Source organism: Rhizobium zaerense (genome assembly GCF_051810725.1).
GTDB classification, from domain to species: domain Bacteria; phylum Pseudomonadota; class Alphaproteobacteria; order Rhizobiales; family Rhizobiaceae; genus Rhizobium; species Rhizobium leguminosarum_I.
In genome coordinates this window covers 42,941-62,312 of record NZ_JBPWQY020000005.1, presented here as the reverse complement: position 1 = coordinate 62,312, position 19,372 = coordinate 42,941, and the positions used below count along the sequence as shown (strand labels likewise).

Annotated in this window: 16 protein-coding genes; 11 read left to right on the top strand and 5 right to left on the bottom strand. The window is 61.6% G+C overall.

The features are described from left to right. Positions 1-79 precede the first annotated feature (79 nt). Positions 80-1,306, top strand: coding sequence for a DUF3095 domain-containing protein (locus tag ACS4RR_RS31135; RefSeq protein WP_456190671.1), 1,227 nt, complete (start codon positions 80-82; stop codon positions 1,304-1,306). Between the two features lie 54 nt (positions 1,307-1,360). On the opposite strand, the gene ACS4RR_RS31130 is transcribed toward ACS4RR_RS31135, so the two are convergent. From ACS4RR_RS31130 to ACS4RR_RS31120, 3 genes are all read right to left on the bottom strand, one after another. Beyond that, positions 1,361-1,633: a Txe/YoeB family addiction module toxin gene (locus tag ACS4RR_RS31130; protein ID WP_017968210.1), complete on the bottom strand. Its 273-nt coding sequence runs from the start codon at positions 1,631-1,633 to the stop codon at positions 1,361-1,363. 1 nt (position 1,634) lies between these two features. Next, the gene (locus ACS4RR_RS31125; RefSeq protein ID WP_260111936.1) at positions 1,635-1,886 is read right to left on the bottom strand and encodes a type II toxin-antitoxin system Phd/YefM family antitoxin; all 252 of its coding nucleotides are present in this window, start codon (positions 1,884-1,886) and stop codon (positions 1,635-1,637) included. Positions 1,887-2,019: 133 nt separating this feature from the next. After that, positions 2,020-3,357 (bottom strand): nucleotide sugar dehydrogenase, encoded by a 1,338-nt coding sequence (locus ACS4RR_RS31120; RefSeq protein WP_260111935.1) that lies wholly within the window; start codon positions 3,355-3,357, stop codon positions 2,020-2,022. 509 nt (positions 3,358-3,866) lie between these two features. On the opposite strand from ACS4RR_RS31120, the gene ACS4RR_RS31115 reads away from it, so the two are divergent. The 10 genes from ACS4RR_RS31115 to ACS4RR_RS31070 all read left to right on the top strand — a co-directional run bounded on the left by ACS4RR_RS31115 (position 3,867) and on the right by ACS4RR_RS31070 (position 18,507). Further along, entirely contained in the window at positions 3,867-5,210 is a 1,344-nt protein-coding gene (locus ACS4RR_RS31115) for an adenylate/guanylate cyclase domain-containing protein (RefSeq protein WP_260111934.1), read from the top strand. 155 nt (positions 5,211-5,365) lie between these two features. Further along, positions 5,366-7,255 carry an ABC transporter ATP-binding protein gene (locus tag ACS4RR_RS31110; protein ID WP_260111933.1) on the top strand — a complete coding sequence of 630 codons (1,890 nt, stop codon included), beginning with the start codon at positions 5,366-5,368 and terminating at the stop codon, positions 7,253-7,255. Continuing rightward, the gene (locus ACS4RR_RS31105; RefSeq protein ID WP_170262614.1) at positions 7,255-9,162 is read left to right on the top strand and encodes an ABC transporter substrate-binding protein; all 1,908 of its coding nucleotides are present in this window, start codon (positions 7,255-7,257) and stop codon (positions 9,160-9,162) included. Before ACS4RR_RS31110 ends, ACS4RR_RS31105 begins: the two co-directional genes overlap by 1 nt. A 3-nt stretch (positions 9,163-9,165) precedes the next feature. After that, positions 9,166-10,164 carry an ABC transporter permease gene (locus ACS4RR_RS31100; RefSeq protein ID WP_017968204.1) on the top strand — a complete coding sequence of 333 codons (999 nt, stop codon included), beginning with the start codon at positions 9,166-9,168 and terminating at the stop codon, positions 10,162-10,164. Then, positions 10,164-11,336, top strand: a complete 1,173-nt coding sequence (locus ACS4RR_RS31095) for an ABC transporter permease (RefSeq protein WP_162115188.1) — start codon at positions 10,164-10,166, stop codon at positions 11,334-11,336. The genes ACS4RR_RS31100 and ACS4RR_RS31095 overlap by 1 nt, the downstream gene beginning before the upstream one ends. Before the next feature lie 96 nt (positions 11,337-11,432). After that, entirely contained in the window at positions 11,433-12,641 is a 1,209-nt protein-coding gene (locus tag ACS4RR_RS31090; protein ID WP_162115187.1) for a glycosyltransferase family protein, read from the top strand. 9 nt (positions 12,642-12,650) lie between these two features. Continuing rightward, entirely contained in the window at positions 12,651-13,898 is a 1,248-nt protein-coding gene (locus ACS4RR_RS31085; RefSeq protein ID WP_260111932.1) for a glycosyltransferase family 4 protein, read from the top strand. Continuing rightward, positions 13,895-15,061 (top strand): glycosyltransferase family protein, encoded by a 1,167-nt coding sequence (locus tag ACS4RR_RS31080; RefSeq protein ID WP_456190670.1) that lies wholly within the window; start codon positions 13,895-13,897, stop codon positions 15,059-15,061. Before ACS4RR_RS31085 ends, ACS4RR_RS31080 begins: the two co-directional genes overlap by 4 nt. 161 nt (positions 15,062-15,222) lie before the next feature. Then, the gene (locus tag ACS4RR_RS31075) at positions 15,223-17,937 is read left to right on the top strand and encodes an ABC transporter ATP-binding protein (RefSeq protein ID WP_222295339.1); all 2,715 of its coding nucleotides are present in this window, start codon (positions 15,223-15,225) and stop codon (positions 17,935-17,937) included. A 102-nt stretch (positions 17,938-18,039) separates the two neighbouring features. Continuing rightward, positions 18,040-18,507, top strand: coding sequence for a cyclic nucleotide-binding domain-containing protein (locus ACS4RR_RS31070; protein WP_017968198.1), 468 nt, complete (start codon positions 18,040-18,042; stop codon positions 18,505-18,507). A 7-nt stretch (positions 18,508-18,514) separates the two neighbouring features. Here ACS4RR_RS31070 and ACS4RR_RS31065 read toward each other — a convergent pair whose 3' ends face one another. Continuing rightward, positions 18,515-18,805 carry a type II toxin-antitoxin system RelE/ParE family toxin gene (locus tag ACS4RR_RS31065; RefSeq protein WP_064246775.1) on the bottom strand — a complete coding sequence of 97 codons (291 nt, stop codon included), beginning with the start codon at positions 18,803-18,805 and terminating at the stop codon, positions 18,515-18,517. Further along, positions 18,802-19,266, bottom strand: coding sequence for a ParC-related protein (locus ACS4RR_RS31060; RefSeq protein WP_260111930.1), 465 nt, complete (start codon positions 19,264-19,266; stop codon positions 18,802-18,804). The genes ACS4RR_RS31065 and ACS4RR_RS31060 overlap by 4 nt, the downstream gene beginning before the upstream one ends. Between the last annotated feature and the right edge of the window lie 106 nt (positions 19,267-19,372).

The following is a 19,372-nucleotide window of genomic DNA, read 5'->3' as shown; positions in this document are numbered from 1 at the left end:
AAAGATAAAGCATTTCCGTGCGTCCGAAAAAGCAGGAAATGCTCTAACACATGAAACCTTGGCAAGTCGATTGCCGTAAATGGGAATTGGCGTTGCAGTGGCAACATGGGTTTGTGCTAAGCTCGATGACATGAAAACCTTGACCGACGAAGATTTCTTTGCCGAAGTGCCGCTCTTCAGCGAATTCGAGGGCGTGACCGATGCTGCCAACTACCGGCCGCTGCCCGACGGATGGGTGCTGGCGCTCGCCGACATCGTCGGCTCGACGCAGGCAATCGGCGCCGGCCGTTACAAGGACGTCAACATGGCAGGCGCCAGCGTCATTTCAGCGGTGTTGAATGCCGTCGGCAAGGGCGATTATCCCTTCGTCTTCGGCGGCGACGGCGCGCTGATCGCGCTCCCGGGTTCGCTGGAGGCGGCGGCACGCGACGCCCTTGCGGCCGTGCAGATCTGGGTCGAAGAGGATTTGGGCCTGATGCTGCGCATCGCCATCGTGCCGGTCGCCGACACCCGCGCCGAGGGCCTCGACGTCCGTGTCGCGCGTTACTCCGCAAGCCCCTATGTGACCTATGCGATGTTCTGGGGCGGCGGCACCAGCTGGGCCGAAAGACAGATGAAGCTCGGCCGTTACGGCATCGCCCGCGCGCCCGCTGGAACTCGCCCGAATCTCACCGGTCTCTCCTGCCGCTGGAGCCCGATCGATGCGAGAAACGGCGAGATCGTCTCGATTATCGCCGTGCCCGGCGAAGGCCGGCCAGGCCGGGAATTTCAAGAGCTCGTCGGCGGCATTGTCGCCATCACCACCGAGCAGAACAGGGACAGCCATCCGGTACCGGCCGATGGTCCGGACCTTGCCTTCTCGCTCCATGGCATCAATCGCGAGGCCAAAGCCACCGCGCCACCGCGCCGGCGGTTGTGGCAGAAGCTCTTCATCTTCCTGCAGCTCGCCATCACAGTCGCGTGCTACAGGCTCGGCATTCCGCTCGGCCGCTTCGATGCACGCCGCTACAAGCGCGACGTCGCGGACAATTCCGATTTCCGCAAGTTCGACGACGGGCTGAAAATGACGATCGATGTCGACGCCGAACACCTGAAGCGCATCGAGACCCTGCTGCAACAGGCGAAGGCCAAGGGTGTGGCCCGCTACGGCCTGCATCGACAATCCTCAGCGTTGATGACCTGCTTCGTGCCGACGCCGATCGCGCGCGATCACATCCATTTCATCGATGGCGCCGCCGGCGGTTATGCAGTGGCCGCGAGCCAGATCACCGGCAGGTCGCTTTCTACAGCGCCGAGCGTGATTTAACGCTGTAACCCCGCAATCCTTCGGACGTCGCAATCACCTGCACCACGCATGAACCTACTTTTCGTAATGAAATCGGCACTGAATGATTTCCAACTGCTGGTCGGAACCCTTGCCAGTCACGCAGTAGACGAGCCGATGCTCTCCGAGGATGCGCCTTGACCAAAATCCGGATAGATCGCCCTTCAATGGCTCTGGCTTGTCAAGAACTTTAAAGGGTGACCTTTTCGTATCTTTCAGGAGCTCGTTGATTTTCTCGACCATCTTCTGGTCGCTTTTCTGCCAGTATTCGTACTCTTCCCAGGAATTCGGCGTCCATAGCAATTTCATGTCAGAGGGTGGGATCGCTCTCTACCACCTGCCCCTTGCGAAGCTGTCCGATACTTTCGCGTAGCCGGGCAGAATTAGCAGGCGTCGAGAGCAGGTGCAACATCTCTTGCATACTCTCGTATTCGCCTTCGGCAACCAAGACCATTGCTTCCGAACCTTGACGGGTCACGAGCAGAGGAGCCCGAGAAGAGAGGACTTGATCAAAATAGGTTGCAATATTTTGCCGGAACTCCGTCAAACGAACGTGGGCCATCGACATCCTTTCCCAACTTCCAAGCGTACGGATATATGTACAGATTGCCGGAAAGTCAGTACGGAACATTAGCTCGCCCGCCATCTCGATGGGAGTCGCTGCCAAATAGCAGACTTATGCGGTGACGTTTGCGTCACGCCTTGACGACGTGATCGCCCGAGAGGCCGAGCCGGTTGAAGACGTTGCGCGTGTCGATAATCAGCGCCGCACTTTTCGACAGCCCCGCGTAATCCACCTTGTCGTGGTCGGTCGCCACCAGCACCGCATCGTAGCCGGCAATGGTATCAGGAGTCAGCGTCACCGATTTGCGGCCCTTCAGCGCCTGGTATTCGCGCGTCGGCGGGATCTCGGCGACGAAGGGATCGTGATAATCTGCATGTCCGCCACGCTCCTCGATGATCTCGATCAGCCGCAGCGACGGGCTTTCTCTTATATCGGCGACGTTCTTCTTGTAGGCGAGCCCAAGCACGAGCACCCGGCTGCGGCTCAGCGCCTTGCCGGCGCGGATGTCGAGCGCTTCGGCGAGCTTGCCGACGATATAACGCGGCATTGCCGAATTGATCTCGCCGGCGAGTTCGATGAAGCGGGTCGGCAGCTCATATTCGCGCGATTTCCAGGTGAGATAGAAGGGATCGATCGGGATGCAATGGCCGCCAAGACCGGGGCCGGGATAGAAGGGCATGTAGCCGAAGGGCTTGGTCTTGGCAGCGTCGATGACTTCCCAGACGTCGATACCCATCGCCGCATAGACGGTCTTCAGCTCGTTGACGAGGGCAATATTGACCGAGCGGAAGATGTTTTCGGTGAGCTTCACGGCCTCGGCCGTCGCATTCGAAGAGACCGGAACGACGGATGATACCGTCGCACCATAGAAGGCCTTCATCAGCGCCAGCGCCTCAGGCCCGTCGCCGGCGACGACCTTGGGGATGGTGGCGGTATGATAGTGCTGGTTGCCGGGATCCTCACGCTCCGGGGAGAAGCCGACGAAGAAGTCCGAGCCGGATTTCAGTCCGGTGCCTTCGAGAATGACCTTTACCACGTCATCGGTCGTGCCGGGATAGGTGGTCGATTCCAGCACGACGAGCTGACCGGGGCGCAAATGCGCGGCAATCGAGCGCGACGTCGCCTCGACGAAGGAAAGGTTGGGATCGCGATGTTTGGTGAGCGGCGTCGGCACGCAGATGATGACGACGTCGCACTCGGCAAGGCCGGCGAAATCGGTCGTCGCCTTGAAGCGGCCCGCATCGATCTCGGCAGACAGCGCCTCATCGCTCACCGCGTCGATATAGGAGCGGCGGGCATCGAGCGCCACCATCTTGCCTGGATCGATGTCGAAGCCGGTCACCGCAAAGCCGCTACGCGCCACCGCCATCGCCAGCGGCAGGCCGACATAACCAAGCCCGATGATGCCGGCACGGGCCGCGCGGGTTTCGATCTTCTGCAAAAGCGTATCGAAGGTGGAGGTGGTCAAGGCGGGATCTTTCAAACGGGGAAGGGAAGGCTGATCTAATGCATGATCCAGGCAAATTAAACCCGGGCGCGGATCTTCCTCGTCTTTCCGGCGGCACGGCCGGCCGGTTCTCGCCGATGGCTGCCCCTCAACCTAACCCTCTTGCCGATCTCCTGGGCCGGGATGTCGCGTGGCATTGATGCCCAAATCCCTTAACCTGTGTGGCGGAAATGACTCAGGCCGCGCCGTTTGCTGCAACTTCAGCGCACAAAAAATTGCAGCTCCCATTGTTTCGCATTTGCAGCATCCCTATTTTGACTTTTGATAATGAACCAGCTGGAAAGGACAACCCGTCCGATCCCCGGATATGGGGAGCTGAGGGGCGCCACTGCCGGGCTTTCGGCAGATCCGTTGACACTATATTACCGCTCGTACATCCTGATTTCCCTGTGACCTGCGCATGAAAATGCGGCGGCCGAGGGAATTTTTGGCTCTTAGGGATGGCGTGCCTTATGAGGATCATACCGAGAATGAGCACGATCGAAACCAGCGTCTCCTCCATCCTGTTGGACCGGGTCGCTGAATGGCTGACGAACTCTTCGCTGGCCGGAGACGAGCTTGAAAACATCGTCCGCGGCTTCTGCGAAAGACTTGCGGCCGCCGGCCTGCCGATCGCGCGCGTGCACCTGACCTTTTCGATGCTGCATCCGCTCTACGATGCGCTGAGCTTCACCTGGCGGCGCGCCAGCGGCGTCACCATCGAAGGTTTTCGCATGCCGGCCGGGCAGAAGCCGGACCGCTTCCTGCAGAGCCCCTATTATTACCTGCTCGACAACAACCTGCAGCACATCCGCCGCCGGCTGACCCAAGAAGGCCCGGCCGAATTCCCGATCTTCGAGGACCTGCGCAAGGACGGCATCACCGACTACCTCGCCTTCGTGCAGCCCTTTGGCGACGGCTCGGTGCAGGGCATGATGGGTTCCTGGTCGACGGACCATAATACCGGCTTTTCCGACGACATGATCGATGCGCTGCTCAGGATGCAGAACCATCTGGCGGTCGCTGCCAAGATGGCGGTGCTCGGCAAACTCGCCAACAACATGCTGACCACCTATCTCGGCGGCGACGCCGGCAAGCGGGTGCTGAACGGCCAGATCCGCCGCGGCGACGGAGAGACGATCCGCGCAGCCCTCGTCATGGGCGATATGCGCGAATCCACCATATATGCCGAAAAGGAAGGCCGGCAGGCTTATATCGACACGCTGAACCAGTTCTTCGACGCGATTGCCGCCCCCTTCAACCGCAATGGCGGCGAGATCCTGAGCTTCCTCGGCGATGGCTTCCTCGCCGTCTATCCTTGCGGGCGCCATAAGGACCCATCGAAAATTGCCTGCGAGGCGGCGCTTTCGGCCGTGCATCAGGCGCAGGCGCGGGTCGCCGAGCTCAACAGGGACCGCGAGCAGAAGGGCCTGACCAGGGTCGGCTACGGCATCGGCCTGCATGTCGGCAACGTCATGTTCGGCAATGTCGGCCTCAAGGACCGCCTGACCTTCTCCGCCTTCGGCTCAGCCGTCAACGAGGTCCAACGTTTGCAGATCCTGACCAAGAAATACGGCCGCGAGGTCGTCGCCAGCCAGGCCTTCGCCGGTTATTGCGGCGGCGAATGGACAACGCTCGGCGAGGAGAAGTTGCGCGGCGTCCGCCAGAAGGTGACGGTGCTGCAGCCGCGCGCGCCGGCACCCACAATCAATGTCGACGAGAGCTTCCGCGAGGCCGTACAGAACGGACTTTCGGAAGCCGAGCAGGTCATTCTCCTGCATCGCGACGCCAAGAAACAGGTCAAGCGCACCAGCATGGAGAAATTCATCCAGTAAGAGCTTAGAACCCCTGCCATAATCTTCGCATCTCGCCCGGGGGAACTTCGGCGGGGGACGGCGGTTTTTCTATGATTGTCATCAGCTAGACACCCCGTTTGCGGTACGATAGTGTGCCTTAACGGGAACATAGAAGACTGGGGAATTTCATTGGTATGGCGTCTGCAGCCGATCTGTTGCGTATTGAAAATCTCGACGTCTCCTTCTCGGTTTTCGGTGACCGGTTACGCGTCGTAAAAGAAGCCAATCTTCGCATCCTTCCGGGCAAGGTCACCGCCCTCGTCGGTGAATCCGGCTCCGGCAAATCGGTGATCAGCCAGTCGGTGATGGGCATATTGCCCAATCCGGCCAAGGCCTCCGGCCGCATCCTCTTCACCGATCCGCTCGACGGCAGCACGACCGATATCCTATCCTTTCCGCGCGACAGCGAGGAAATGCGCGACCTGCGCGGCCGGCGCATGGCGACGATCTTCCAGGAGCCGATGACCTCGCTCTCGCCGCTGCATACGATCGGCAATCAGATCAGTGAAGTGCTGCTGATCCATACCGAGGCCGACAAGCAGGAAGCCCGTGAAAGGACCGAGGAGATGCTCGGCCTGGTCGGCTTTTCCAACCCGCATCGCACTTACGACATGTATCCGTTCGAACTGTCCGGCGGCATGCGCCAGCGCGCGATGATCGCCATGGCGCTGATCTGCAAGCCGGCTCTCTTGATCGCCGACGAGCCGACGACGGCGCTCGACGTGACGATCCAGGCGCAGATCCTGGAACTGCTCCGCGAGTTGCAGGCCAAGCTCGGCATGGCGATGCTGCTCATCACCCACGATCTCGGCATCGTCGCCAATATGGCCGACGAGGTGGTCGTCATCTATCACGGCGAGATCATGGAAGCAGGACCCGTCGAGGCGATCTTCCGCAATCCGCAGCATCCTTATCTCAAAGGTCTGATGGCCGCCGTTCCGCATTTCGACATGAAACCCGGCGAGCGGCTGAAAGCGCTGCGCGAGGTAACGGTCAATCTCGAGTCCCTCGTCGGCAAGAAGAAGCCGCTCCAGGCAGAGGCGCCGGGCACCCTGCTGTCCGTTGCCAATCTGTCGAAGACCTACAAGGCGCGCAAGCGCAGTTTCTTCGGCAAGCACGAAGCCACCGTCCTGCGCGCCGTCGACGACGTCAGCTTCGACGTCCGCCGCGGCGAATGTCTTGGCCTGGTCGGGGAATCCGGCTGCGGCAAGACGACACTCAGCAAGATCCTGATGCGCGCCATCACGCCGGACAGCGGCGCGGTGGTATTCAACGACGGCAAGGAGGTCGTCGACGTCCTCTCCGTCAAAGGCGCCGAACTGCAGGACATGCGGACCAAGATCCAGATGGTGTTCCAGGATCCGGTCTCCTCGCTTTCGCCGCGCATGACGGTGCGCAACATCCTGAGCGAACCGCTCGAGATCCATGACCGCGGCGACAGTAACGAGCGCAAGCGCAAGGTCGAGGGATTGATGGCGGCAATCGGCCTCGACAAGCGTTATCTCAGCCGTTACCCGCACAGTTTTTCGGGCGGCCAGCGCCAGCGCATCGGTATTGCGCGCGCACTCGCGCTCGGGCCGAAGCTCGTCATCCTCGACGAGCCGGTCTCGGCTCTCGACGTTTCCGTGCAGGCGCAGATCCTCAACCTGTTGAAGGACCTGCAGAAGGAGCTGGGACTTACCTATCTCTTCATTTCGCACAATCTCGCCGTCGTCGATTACATGGCCGACCGTATCGCGGTGATGTGCAAGGGCCGCATCGTCGAGATCGCGCCGCGCGAGATCATCCTGCGCGATCCGGTGCATCCCTATACGAAATCGCTGCTCGCCGCCGTCCCCTTCCCCGATCTCGACCGGCCGCTCGATTTCAAGGCGCTCAGGGAAAACGGCGCCGCCGACAAGCAGAACTGGGGCGTGACCTTCACCGCCGAGCACGACGACGCTTCCGAACTCGCCTATGCCGACCTCGGCGACGGCCATCTGGTGCGCGCCCGCAAGGGCGCCGATGCCAAGGAGTTGCGTTGATGGTGACGCGTCGCATATTCCTGGGCGGCCTCGTCGGCGCGGCGATCGCGCCCGCGGTGGTGAGGGCGCAACAAGCCGCCGAACCGGAATTCCTGAAGGAGCGGCTGACATCAGGCAGCCTGCCGCCGATGGCCGAGCGCATTCCCGCCCGCCCGCGCATCGTCAACCTGAAGGAATTGGGGCTGGAACCGGGTGCCTACGGCGGCACGGTGCGCACCATTATCGGCGGCCAGCGCGATATCCGCTTCATGACGATCTACGGCTATGCCCGGCTGGTCGGCTACAACAAGCACCTGCAGTTCCAGCCGGATATCCTGGCCGGTTTCCAGTCCGAGGACGACACGGTCTTCACCTTCACGCTGCGCGAAGGCCATAAATGGTCCGACGGCCAGCCGTTCACGGCCGACGATTTCCGCTACTGGTGGGAAGACGTCATCCTGAACGACAAGTTGACACCCGGCGGCGGCGCGCTGGAACTTCGTCCGCATGGAAGCCTGCCGCGCTTCGAGATGCTCGATGCGCTGACCGTGCGCTACACCTGGGAAAAACCCAACCCGATGTTCCTGCCGACATTGGCAGGCCCGCAGCCGCTCGTCATCTTCGGCCCTGGTCATTATCTCAAGCAGTTCCACAAGAAATTCCAGCCGGACCAGGCGAAGATGGACGAGCTGATGAAGACCTACCGCGTCAAGAAATGGCAGGATCTGCACATCAAGATGGCGCGTTCCTATCGTCCGGAAAATCCGAACCTGCCGACGCTCGATCCCTGGCGCAATACGACGCCGCTGCCGTCCGAGCAGTTCGTCTTCGAGCGCAACCCGTTCTTCCACCGCGTCGACGAGACCGGCAGGCAGCTTCCCTATCTCGACCGTTTCATCCTCAACGTCTCCTCCTCGTCGATCATCGCCGCCAAGGCGGGTGCAGGCGAAGCCGACCTGCAGGTGACCGGCATCGATTTCAACGACTACACCTTCCTGAAGGAGGCCGAAAAGCGCTTCCCGGTGAAGGTCAATCTCTGGAAGCTCGCGCGCGGCTCGCGCATCACGCTGCTGCCGAACCTCAACTGCGCCGACGAGGTGTGGCGCGGCCTCTTCCGCGACGTGCGCCTGCGCCGGGCGCTGTCGCTGGCGATCGACCGGCACGAGGTCAACATGGTGGCCTTCTACGGCCTTGGCACGCCAAGCGCCGATACGGTCCTGCCCGACAGCCCGCTCTTCAAGCAGGAATATGCCGACGCCTTCGTGAAGTTCGATCCCGACGAGGCCAACCGCCTGCTCGACGAGCTCGGCTTGACCAAACGCGACGACGACGGCATCCGGCTGCTGCCCGACGGGCGGCGCGCCGAGATCACCGTCGAGACCGCCGGCGAGAGCAATCTCGATACCGACGTGCTGGAGCTGGTGCATGACCACTGGGCCAATATCGGCCTTGCGCTCTATACTCGCACCTCGCAGCGCGACGTCTTCCGCAACCGGGCCATGAGCGGTTCGATCATGATGTCGATCTGGTACGGCCTCGACAATGGCGTGCCAACAGCCGACATGTCGCCCGCAGGCCTTGCGCCGACACTCGACGATCAGCTGCAATGGCCGCTCTGGGGCATGCATTACCTCTCCGCCGGCCAGGAGGGCGTCGCACCCGACCTGCCGGAGGCGGCCGAACTGGTCGACCTGCTTGGCCAATGGGGCTCGACGGCGAAATTCGAGGAGCGCCAGGTGATCTGGCACAAGATGCTGTCGCTCTATACACAGCAGGTGTTCTCGATCGGCCTCATCAACAGCACGCTGCAGCCGATCCTTCGCGCCGCCAAGCTGCAGAACCTGCCGGAGAAAGCGCTCTACGGCTTCGATCCCACCTCCTATCTCGGCGTCTATATGCCGGATGCATTCTGGTACAAGGAGGCCTGAGGCGTGTTCAGATATATACTTTGGCGGATCGCCGCCATGGTGCCGACGCTCTTCGTCATTTCGGCACTGGTCTTCACCATCATCGAGCTGCCGCCGGGCGACTTCTTCGAGAGCCAGATCGCCGAACTGCGCGCCTCTGGCGAAACCGCCAACCTCCAGGAAATCGAGGAGTTGCGCCAGCAATACGGCTTCGATAAGCCGGAGATCGTGCGGTATTTCTACTGGGTCGGCGGCATGCTGCACGGCGATTTCGGCTATTCCTTCGAATACCAGCTGCCGGTCTCCGACGTGGTCGGCGATCGTCTATGGCTGACGATCCTCGTCTCCTTCACGACGATCCTGCTCACCTGGCTGATCGCCTTTCCAATCGGCATCTATTCGGCCACGCACCAGTACAGCTGGGGTGATTACGGGCTGACGTTCCTCGGTCTGATGGGCATCGCCATTCCGAACTTCATGCTGGCGCTGATCCTGATGTATTTCGCCAATATCTGGTTCGGCATCTCGATCGGCCATCTGATGGACCAGCAATATATCTCGGCGCCGATGAGTTGGGCGAAGGCGCAGTCGATCCTCGCCCATCTCTGGATCCCCGTCATCATCGTCGGCACGGCCGGCACGGCCGGCATGATCCGCAGGCTGCGCGCCAACCTGCTCGACGAGATGCAGAAGCAGTATGTCGTCACCGCGCGCGCCAAGGGCCTGCCGCCGCTGAAGGCGCTCATCAAATACCCGCTGCGCATGGCGCTCAACTTCTTCGTCGCCGATATCGGCTCGATCCTGCCGTCGATCATCTCGGGCGCCGAGATCGTCGCGATCGTGCTGTCGCTGGAGACGACGGGTCCGATGCTCATCAAGGCGCTACAGAGCCAGGACATGTACCTTGCCGGCTCCTTCCTGATGTTCCTGGCCTTCCTCAACGTCATCGGCGTGCTGATCTCGGACATCGCGCTCGGCTTCCTCGATCCCCGTATCCGTCTGCAAGGCAGGAGCACCAAATAATGTCGCCCCTTCCCGCACCCGGCGCGCCGCTGCCGCATTACGTCTCGACCGCGCCTTTCGATCCGCTTGCGACCGAAAGCATGACTTCGGCGCAATCGCGCATCCATCTCGCCTCGCAGAAGCAGCTGATGTGGTGGAAGTTCAAGCAGCACAAGCTGGCCTTGATCTCCGGCATCTTTCTCGCCGCCGTCTACCTGATGATCCTGATTGTCGAGTTCCTCGCACCCTATGGCCTGCACACACGCAATGTCGATTTCATCCACGCGCCGCCGCAAACCATCCACTTTTTCGACAAGGGCAGCTTCGTCGGTCCCTTCGTCTACGGCCGCAGCATGACGCTCGATATCGACACGCTGCACCGCGTCTATACCGACAAGACGAATGACGTGCAGCCGATCCGTTTCTTCTGCCGCGGCGACGCCTATAAATTCTGGGGCGCTGTCGCCTCGAACTATCACCTCGTCTGCCCGGCGATCGGCGGCCAGATGTTCCTGCTCGGCACCGACCGGCTCGGCCGCGACGTGCTGTCGCGCATCCTCTACGGCGCGCGGATATCGCTGACCATCGGTCTGATCGGCATTTCGATCAGCTTCGTGCTCGGCATCGTGATCGGCGGCCTTGCCGGTTATCGCGGCGGCTTTTTCGATCTCATCGTCCAGCGCCTGATCGAAGTGTTGCAATCGCTGCCGAGCCTGCCGCTGTGGATGGCGCTGGCCGCCATCATGCCGGTGACGTGGAGCCCGATCGTCATCTATTTCGGCATCACCGTCATCCTCGGCATCATCGACTGGACGGGGCTGGCGCGCGCCGTACGCTCCAAGCTCTTGGCGCTGCGCGAGGAGGATTATGTCCAGGCCGCACAGCTGATGGGCGCCAGCACGCCGCGCATCATCGGCCGGCATCTGGTGCCGGGCTTCATGTCGCATCTCATTGCTTCGGCGACGATTTCAATCCCCGGCATGATCCTTGGAGAGACCGCGCTCTCCTTCCTCGGCCTCGGCCTTCGTCCGCCGATCACCAGCTGGGGCATTCTGCTGACCGAGGCAAAAAGCGTCAGCGTCATCGCCTTCTACCCGTGGCTGCTCTATCCGATCATTCCTGTTGTTCTTGTCATTTTGGCGTTCAACTTTCTGGGAGACGGCTTGCGTGATGCGGCAGATCCCTACAAATAGCAGGAAACGCAGCGGCGCATCTCGGCACCGCCCCCACCTCTTGCCCTCCGGACGGTGGGGGTACTAAGTATGTTGCTCACCCCAGAAGGGATGCCCATGTCCAGACGTCTCGAAGATGCGCGCATCCTCATGTACAGCCACGACACCTTCGGTCTCGGCCATCTCAGGCGCTGTCGCGCCATCGCCCATGCGCTGGTCGAGGATTATCGCGGCCTGAACATTCTGATCATTTCGGGTGCCACGATCGCCGGCGCTTTCGACTACCGAGCCCGCGTCGACTTCGTGAAGATCCCGAGCGTCATCAAGCTGCGCAACGGCGAATATACGTCGCTCGCCAGCCATATCGACCTGCACGAGACGCTGAAGATGCGCGAATCGAGCATTCGCCACACGGCCGAGACCTTCCAGCCCGATATCTTCATCGTCGACAAGGAACCGATGGGACTGAAGGGCGAAGTCGAAGATACGCTCGCCTATCTCAAGGCCCGCGGCACCGTTCTGGTGCTGGGGCTTCGCGAGATCATGGACGCGCCGCATCTGCTCGAGGCCGAGTGGAAGAAGAACAGCATCATGCAGAAGATCGACCAATATTACGATAGCGTCTGGGTCTACGGCCCACCTGACTTTTACGATCCGCTGATCGGCCTCGACGTGCCGGCAAGCCTGCGCCGGAAGATGGATTTCGTCGGCTTCCTGCAGCGCAGCGTCTCCAGGGGCAAGACCTCGATCAACGCCCGCAAGGACAATTACATCCTCGTCACCACAGGCGGCGGCGGCGACGGCTCCGATCTCGTCCACGACGTCATGAACGCCTACGAGGCGGACCCGACCTTGACGCAGAAGGCGCTCGTCGTGCTCGGCCCCTATATGCCGGCCGCCGAGCGCGCCAAGCTGGTGCAGAAGGGGGAAGCCATTCCCTATATCGAGGTGATCGAGTTCGACAATCACATGGAAGAGCTGATCGACAGCGCCACCGGCGTCGTTGCCATGGGCGGCTACAACACCTATTGCGAGATCCTCTCCTTCGACAAACCGGCCCTCATCGTGCCGCGTGTCAAACCACGCGAGGAACAGCTGCTGCGCGCGAAGCGGGCAAGCGAGCTCGGCCTCGTCGACATGCTGCTGCCGGAACAGTCGGTCGACCCCACAATCATGGCGGAAGCGCTGAAGCGTCTGCCCTTCCGCCAGCCGCCGTCAAAGAGCGGCGGCAACATGCGTCTTGAAGGGCTGGACCATATCTCGCAGACCGTCGGCCGGTGGATCGACGGCCGCGGCAGCCACCTTTCCCTCGTCGGCGCGGAATAGGGCAAAGCATTGCCGCCACGCCGCAAGATCCTCGTCGTGCTGAAAGGCTATCCCCGCCTTTCGGAAACCTTCATCGCCCAGGAGTTGCTCGGCCTCGAAAAGGCCGGCTTCGACCTGACGCTGATTTCGATGCGCCGGCCGACCGACAAGAAGCGCCATCCCGTGCATGACGAGATCAGGGCGCGCGTCGTCTATCTGCCGGAATATCTGCACGAGGAGCCGATCCGCGTGTTGAAAGGCCTCATCGCCGGTTTCTCCAAGCCCGGCTTCAAGCCGCTGATGAAACGCTTCCTCGCCGACCTCAAGCGCGATATCTCTCGCAATCGCTTCCGCCGTCTCGGCCAGGCGCTGGTGCTTGGGCGTGAATGGCCGGATGAGGGCGAATGGCTGCATGCCCATTTCATCCACACGCCGGCCTCGGTGACGGAATATGCGAGCATCCTCACGGAAACGCCCTGGACCTGTTCGGCGCACGCCAAGGACATCTGGACGTCACCCGACTGGGAGCTGCAGGAAAAACTCGGCAGCGCCCGCTGGGCGGTCACCTGCACCAGGACGGGCTACGAACACATGCGGGCGTTGACCGACCGAGAGGATGCTGTGCATCTGAGTTATCACGGTCTCGATCTCGCCCGTTTCGGCCATTTTGCCGGCGAGCGTTCGAACCGCACCGGCAGCGACCCCGGCGATCCGGCCTTCATCCTCAGCGTCGGCCGTGCCGTCGAGAAGAAGGGCTACGACGTGTTGCTGCGCGCGCTGGCGCTGCTGCCTGCCGACCTTCACTGGCGCATGGACCATATCGGCGGCGGCGAGGAGCTTGCGAAACTGAAGGCGATGGCCAGCGAACTCGGCATCTCCGGCCGCATCATCTGGAAGGGCGCCATGGCGCAGGAAGACGTGCTCGATCATTACCGCCGCGCCGACCTCTTCGCGCTTGCCTGCCGCATCGCTGCCAACGGCGACCGCGACGGCCTGCCGAACGTCCTGGTCGAAGCCTCGAGCCAGCGGCTCGTCTGCCTCTCGACCGAAGTATCCGGCGTGCCGGAGCTGCTGAAGAACGGTGAAAACGGTCTCGTCGTGCCGCCCGAGGACCCGGCGCGGCTTGCCAGCGCGCTGGAGGCTGCGATCCGCGACCCGGCACTGCGCAAGCGCCTCGGCGACGCCGCCGAAGGCCAGGTGCGCGAACATTTCGACTACCACTCCAGCATCCGACAGCTCACAGGCCTGTTCGAGGCCGAATGGCAGAAGGCGTCATGACGGCACCGCGTATTTTCTTCTACGTCCAGCATCTGCTCGGCATCGGCCACATAGCCCGCGCGAGCCGGATCGCCAATGCGCTGGTCAAGGACGGTTTTGACGTGACCGTCGTGACCGGCGGCCTGCCGGTGCCGGGCTTTCCTAGTGAAGGCGTGAAGACCGTGGCCTTGCCGGCAGTCGTCGCCAGCAATGCCGGTTTCTCCGGCCTCGCCGATGCCGATGGCCGGCCAGCGGGCGAGGATTTCCTCCATGCCCGCTGCCAGCTGCTGCTCGATGCCTTTCATACCGCAAGGCCCGATGCCGTCATCATCGAGGCCTTCCCCTTCGGCCGGCGACAGATGCGCTTCGAACTCCTGCCCCTGCTCGAGGCGATCGACAAGGCCGAACCCCGGCCGAAACTCTTGAGCTCAGTGCGCGACATCCTGCAGGAAAACCGCAAGGCCGGCCGCGACGCCGAGACCGTCACGCTGGTCAAGGACCATTTCGATGCCGTGCTCGTCCACGGCGATCCCGGTTTCGTCAAGCTTGAGGACACCTTTCCGCTGACATCCGAGATCGCCGACAGGCTGCTTTATACCGGCCTCGTCGCACCCCCGTCGGCGCCGGTACCGACGGAGACATTCGACATCATCGCATCGGCGGGCGGCGGCGCGGTCGGCGCTGCGCTGATCGGCGCGGCCAAAGAGGCGGCAGCGCTGCTGCCCGCCGATCTTCGCTGGCTGCTGGTTGCCGGCCCGAACCTGCCGGAGGCAGATTTCGCCGCCCTGTCTGAAGACGCGGCCCCGAATGTGACGCTGGTGCGTTTCCGTAAGGATTTTCCCTCGCTGCTGCGTGGCGCCAAGGTCTCGATCTCGCAAGCAGGCTACAACACGGTCGGCGATCTCCTGCGCACCGAGTGTCGGGCGATCCTCATCCCCTTCGTCGCCGGCGGCGAGACCGAGCAGACGGTGCGCGCCGAACGGCTGCAGGCGCTCGGCCTTGCCGATATTCTGCCGGAAAACGGACTGACCTCGGGCCATCTGAAAGAGGCCGTCGAAAAGGCGCTCACCACACCGCCAAGGGGATCGGTCCTGCTCGACCTCGACGGGGCGGAGAAAACCGCCCTCATCATTCGCTCCATGATTGCCGAATCCCTCGCCCAATCCAAAATTCCTGTGGTATAAGCAATGTTCCGGCGAGAATCGGCACTTTTGCGGCCGGTCGCTTCGCCTTGTTTTCATTGCGATATCGGCGGTCCGGCTGCATGATCCTCTTCTCAGAATTCCTCCCGGACCCGGCGCCCGGATCGCGCCCTCGGAATTTCCCAGCAAGCTGACGGTTAGCCATGGAAAAAAGCCTCGCCCGCTACATCTGGAAGAACACGCGGCTGCAGCAGCTGTGGATTCTGGCTGTCGTCGCCGCTTCTATGGTGCCCTATTTCCTGTCCTTCGACCTGCCGAAGCAGATCGTCAACGGACCGATCCAGGGAGACGGGTTCGAAGGTCCGGGCGCAAGGCAGACCTTCATGCATATTGCCTACGACATTCCGCTGATCGGACATGTCGAATTCTTTCAAGGCTTGCAGCTCAACCGATTCCAGATGTTGATGGCCCTCAGCATGGTGTTTCTGGCACTGGTGGTGCTGAACGGGCTCTTCAAGTTCTATATCAACACCTATAAGGGCCGGCTCGGCGAACGCATGCTACGCCGTATCCGCTTTGAGCTCATCGACCGGGTGCTGCGGTTTCCACCCATCCATTTCAAGCGGGTAAAATCGGCCGAAATCGCCACCATGATCAAGGACGAGGTGGAGCCGATGGGCGGTTTCACCGGTGATGCCTTCGTCTCCCCTGCCCTTCTCGGCGGCCAGGCGATCACGGCGCTCGCCTTCATCATCGTGCAGAATTTCTGGCTTGGCATGATCGCGGCGGGCATCGTCGGCGTGCAGGCGCTCGTCATTCCCCGCATGCGCAAGCGCCTGCTGGATCTCGGCCGGCAGCGGCAGCTGACGGCGCGTGAGCTTTCCGGCCGCGTCGGCGAAATCGTCGAAGGCATCGGCACGATCCACGGCAACGACACGTCGAACCTCGAACGCGCCGACATCGCCTCGCGGCTCGGCCGGATCTTTTCGATCCGCTACGACCTTTATCAGTGGAAGTTCCTGGTGAAGTTCATCAACAATTTCCTGGCCCAGGTCACGCCGTTCCTGTTTTACGCGATCGGCGGCTACCTCGCGCTGCAGGGCAGGCTCGACATCGGCCAGCTCGTCGCCGTCATTTCAGCCTATAAGGACCTGCCCGGCCCGCTGAAGGAACTGATCGACTGGGACCAGATGCGCCAGGACGTGCAGGTGAAGTACCAGCAGGTCTATGAGCAGTTCAACGTCGAGCCGCTGATCGACAGCCGCATCCAGGAACTCGCAACCGCCCCCGTCGGCCCGCTGACGGGCGCGTTCGTCGTCACCAATCTGACGCTCTCCGATGACAGCGGCGCCCGTATCGTCGACCACGTCTCCGTCGAGATCAAACCGAACGAGACGGTGGCGATCGTCGGGCCGAACGGCAGCGGCGCGGAAGCGTTCGCCGAAGCGCTCGGACGCATGGTCTGGCCGGACTCCGGCCGCATCACCATCGACGGGCGCGATCTCCTGGAGATGCCGGAATCGATCACCGGCCGGCGGATCTCCTATGCCTCGTCCGACACCTTCTTCTTTCACGGCACGCTTGCCAGCAATCTGCTCTACGGCCTGAAACATGCGCCGATGACCGATCCCGTTTACGATGAGCGGGAAGCGCTGGAATATAAATGGCATTCCGCCGAAGCGGAGAAGGCCGGCAATCCGACGCTCGACCTCAACAGCGACTGGGTGGACTACAAAGCCGCCGGCGCCAGCGGGCCTGAGGATCTGCTGAAAGCGATCCGCCCGGTGCTCGACGCTGTCCTGATCTCGCAGGACATCCTCGATCTGGCGCTGCGCTCGACCGTCAACACGGACGTGCATGTGGCGCTCGGCGGCCACGTCGTGGCGCTGCGCGCCTCGCTGCGCGACCGGCTGCGCGGCGAGGGTCTCGACACGATCGTCGTGCCTTTCGATTTCGAGGCCTATAACGCCCAGGCGACGGTCGGCGAGAACCTGCTCTTCGGCACGATGAAGCGGCCGTTGATGACCAATCGAAGGCTTGCCGCGCATCCCTATTTCCAGCAGCTCTTCCGTGAGACCGGCCTCAGCACCGATCTCTACGACATGGGCCTCGAGATCGCCGAGAACGCCGTGGAACTCTTCCACGACCTGCCGCCGGACCATCCTTTCTTCCAGCAGCTGACCTTCATGACGGCGGACGACATCCCGGCCTATCAGGCGCTGCTGCAGAAGCTGCAAAGCCGCCGCTTCGAGGACGCCACGCCAGAGGAACGTTCGGCCATCATCCGGCTGAGTTTTGCCTATATCGAGCCGCGCCACCGCTTCGGCTTGCTGACGAACGAGCTCATGGACAAGATCGTCAGTGCCCGCAAGCAGTTCCACGAACATATTCCGGCCGATCTCTCTGAGCTGATCGAGCGCTACGACGCCGAGCGTTTCACTCCGTCGGCTAGCCTGATGGACAATGTGCTCTTCGGTCGTATCGCCTATCAGCAGGCCGACGCCTCCGACCGCATCCGCGGCATCATGGGCGAGCTCTTCGATGCGCTCGACCTTTATGACGACGTGCTGTCGATCGGCCTCGAATTCGATGTCGGCTCCGGCGGCAAGCGACTGACCATGGTGCAGCGGCAGAAGCTGAACCTGGCCCGCGCCCTGTTGAAGCGCTCGGACTATTTCATATTCAACCGGCCACTGTCGGCGCTCGACCAACGCGTTCAGGATCAGATCACCCGCAATATCATCGAGAACCTGCACGAGGAAGGCCATCGGCCAGCGATCATCTGGGTGCTCTCCAATGCCCGGCTGGCAGAAATGTTCGACCGGATTCTGCTCTTCGACCGCGGGGGATTGGCGGAAGCCGGAAACTATCCGGAACTTTCCGAGAAAAACGGGATGTTCAAGGAACTGTTATCGTAATATTCTATAGGGGCGGCGATGGTGGGTGTTCCCGATGGGGAGCGCCTCGGAGTTTGAAGATGCCTGGTCTTATGGACCCTGCGTCAGGGGATTGAAACGCTCATGCTGTTGAGAGACGAAGTCGAAATGCTGCGAAGGGTACCGATCTTTTCAAGGATCGCGCCAGCAAAGCTCAAGCTTTTGGCCTTTACCTCCGATCGCATGACCTACAAAGCCGGGCAGAACCTCTTTCATCAGGGCGATGTCGGTGATGCGGCCTACGTCATCCTCTCGGGTACCGCCGATATCGTTGTCGCCTCGCCAGCGGGCGAGATCAAGGTCGCCGACGTCGAACCCAATTCCATCGTCGGCGAAATCGCCATCCTCTGCGATGTCTCGCGCACGGCAACGGTTCGCGCCACCTCGCCGCTCGAAGTGTTGCGCATCAGCAAGGAGCACTTCCTGAAGCTGCTCAGCGATTTCCCGGAGATGGCCGTGGAAATCATGCGGGTGCTGGCCGACCGCCTGAACCATACCACCGCGGAACTGACCGCGGCTCGGGCGGCGAAACAGCCGCAGATGGCGCAGTAAAACGCATTCAGCGTTTCGGCGGCCATTGCTGCGCGCCATGTAGAAGGCGCAGTATTTCCACCCTCTGTGCTTTTCTGTCGATGCGATAGATCAGCAGAAATGTGGTACGCGGAATGACCAATTCCCGGGTTCCGTCAAGACGGCCGCCGCGTCCTGCTTCGGGGTGATCGGCGAGCATTTTGGCCTGATGTCGGATAACATCATCCAATGCGATTGCAGCCTTTGGATTTTGAGCGAAGACGTGCCGGATCTGGCCTTCCCGATCCAGGAGAGCCTGTTGCAGCCATTTGACGATCAAGAAGCCTTATCTCCGGATTCCAGCTGCGCGAGCAGTTCGGCCCGAAGCTTGTCCATTCGCTCTTCGGCGTCCTGCGCGCTGATCCAGACCGCGTTCGGATCATCGGCCTCCCGGATCGCTTCCTCGACCTGTTCACGGAACCACTTGTCGTATTCCGCCGCCTCATGAGTGCGACGCAGAGCTGCGGCCCGATCCGGCCGCGATGCCGTCCCCGGAGCGTAATCGGCCGCATCGACATCGAACTGCGAGATGCCGACATCCTTGAGATAAGACACCAAGCTATCCATGCGCTTGAACACGCGCACCTGCCGGCTGCGTTGGGCGGCGAGCGGGCGCTCGACCTTGCCATAGCGGATGACGACGGACCAGCCACCGGTCTTGCCGACAACATGAGCCACCTCGACCGCCCCTGCTTCGACAAGGCGGGAAAGGGTCGAATGATCGATAGTTTCCGCGGTCATGGCCTATCCTCGTTCAGGCCGACAAGAATATGCATTTAATTATAGATTGCAATGCATTCAATAATTGAAATTGCGCTGCCCGAAGACGAAAGCCTGCATGGTTTCC

Coding starts and splice junctions, on each gene's coding strand:
- ACS4RR_RS31115 (WP_260111934.1), top strand. CDS start 3,867: ATGAGCACGATCGAAACCAGCGTCTCCTCCATCCTGTTGGACCGGGTC.
- ACS4RR_RS31090 (WP_162115187.1), top strand. CDS start 11,433: ATGTCCAGACGTCTCGAAGATGCGCGCATCCTCATGTACAGCCACGAC.
- ACS4RR_RS31060 (WP_260111930.1), bottom strand. CDS start 19,266: ATGACCGCGGAAACTATCGATCATTCGACCCTTTCCCGCCTTGTCGAA.
- ACS4RR_RS31070 (WP_017968198.1), top strand. CDS start 18,040: ATGCTGTTGAGAGACGAAGTCGAAATGCTGCGAAGGGTACCGATCTTT.
- ACS4RR_RS31125 (WP_260111936.1), bottom strand. CDS start 1,886: ATGGCCCACGTTCGTTTGACGGAGTTCCGGCAAAATATTGCAACCTAT.
- ACS4RR_RS31105 (WP_170262614.1), top strand. CDS start 7,255: ATGGTGACGCGTCGCATATTCCTGGGCGGCCTCGTCGGCGCGGCGATC.
- ACS4RR_RS31095 (WP_162115188.1), top strand. CDS start 10,164: ATGTCGCCCCTTCCCGCACCCGGCGCGCCGCTGCCGCATTACGTCTCG.
- ACS4RR_RS31135 (WP_456190671.1), top strand. CDS start 80: ATGGGAATTGGCGTTGCAGTGGCAACATGGGTTTGTGCTAAGCTCGAT.
- ACS4RR_RS31130 (WP_017968210.1), bottom strand. CDS start 1,633: ATGAAATTGCTATGGACGCCGAATTCCTGGGAAGAGTACGAATACTGG.
- ACS4RR_RS31075 (WP_222295339.1), top strand. CDS start 15,223: ATGGAAAAAAGCCTCGCCCGCTACATCTGGAAGAACACGCGGCTGCAG.
- ACS4RR_RS31080 (WP_456190670.1), top strand. CDS start 13,895: ATGACGGCACCGCGTATTTTCTTCTACGTCCAGCATCTGCTCGGCATC.
- ACS4RR_RS31110 (WP_260111933.1), top strand. CDS start 5,366: ATGGCGTCTGCAGCCGATCTGTTGCGTATTGAAAATCTCGACGTCTCC.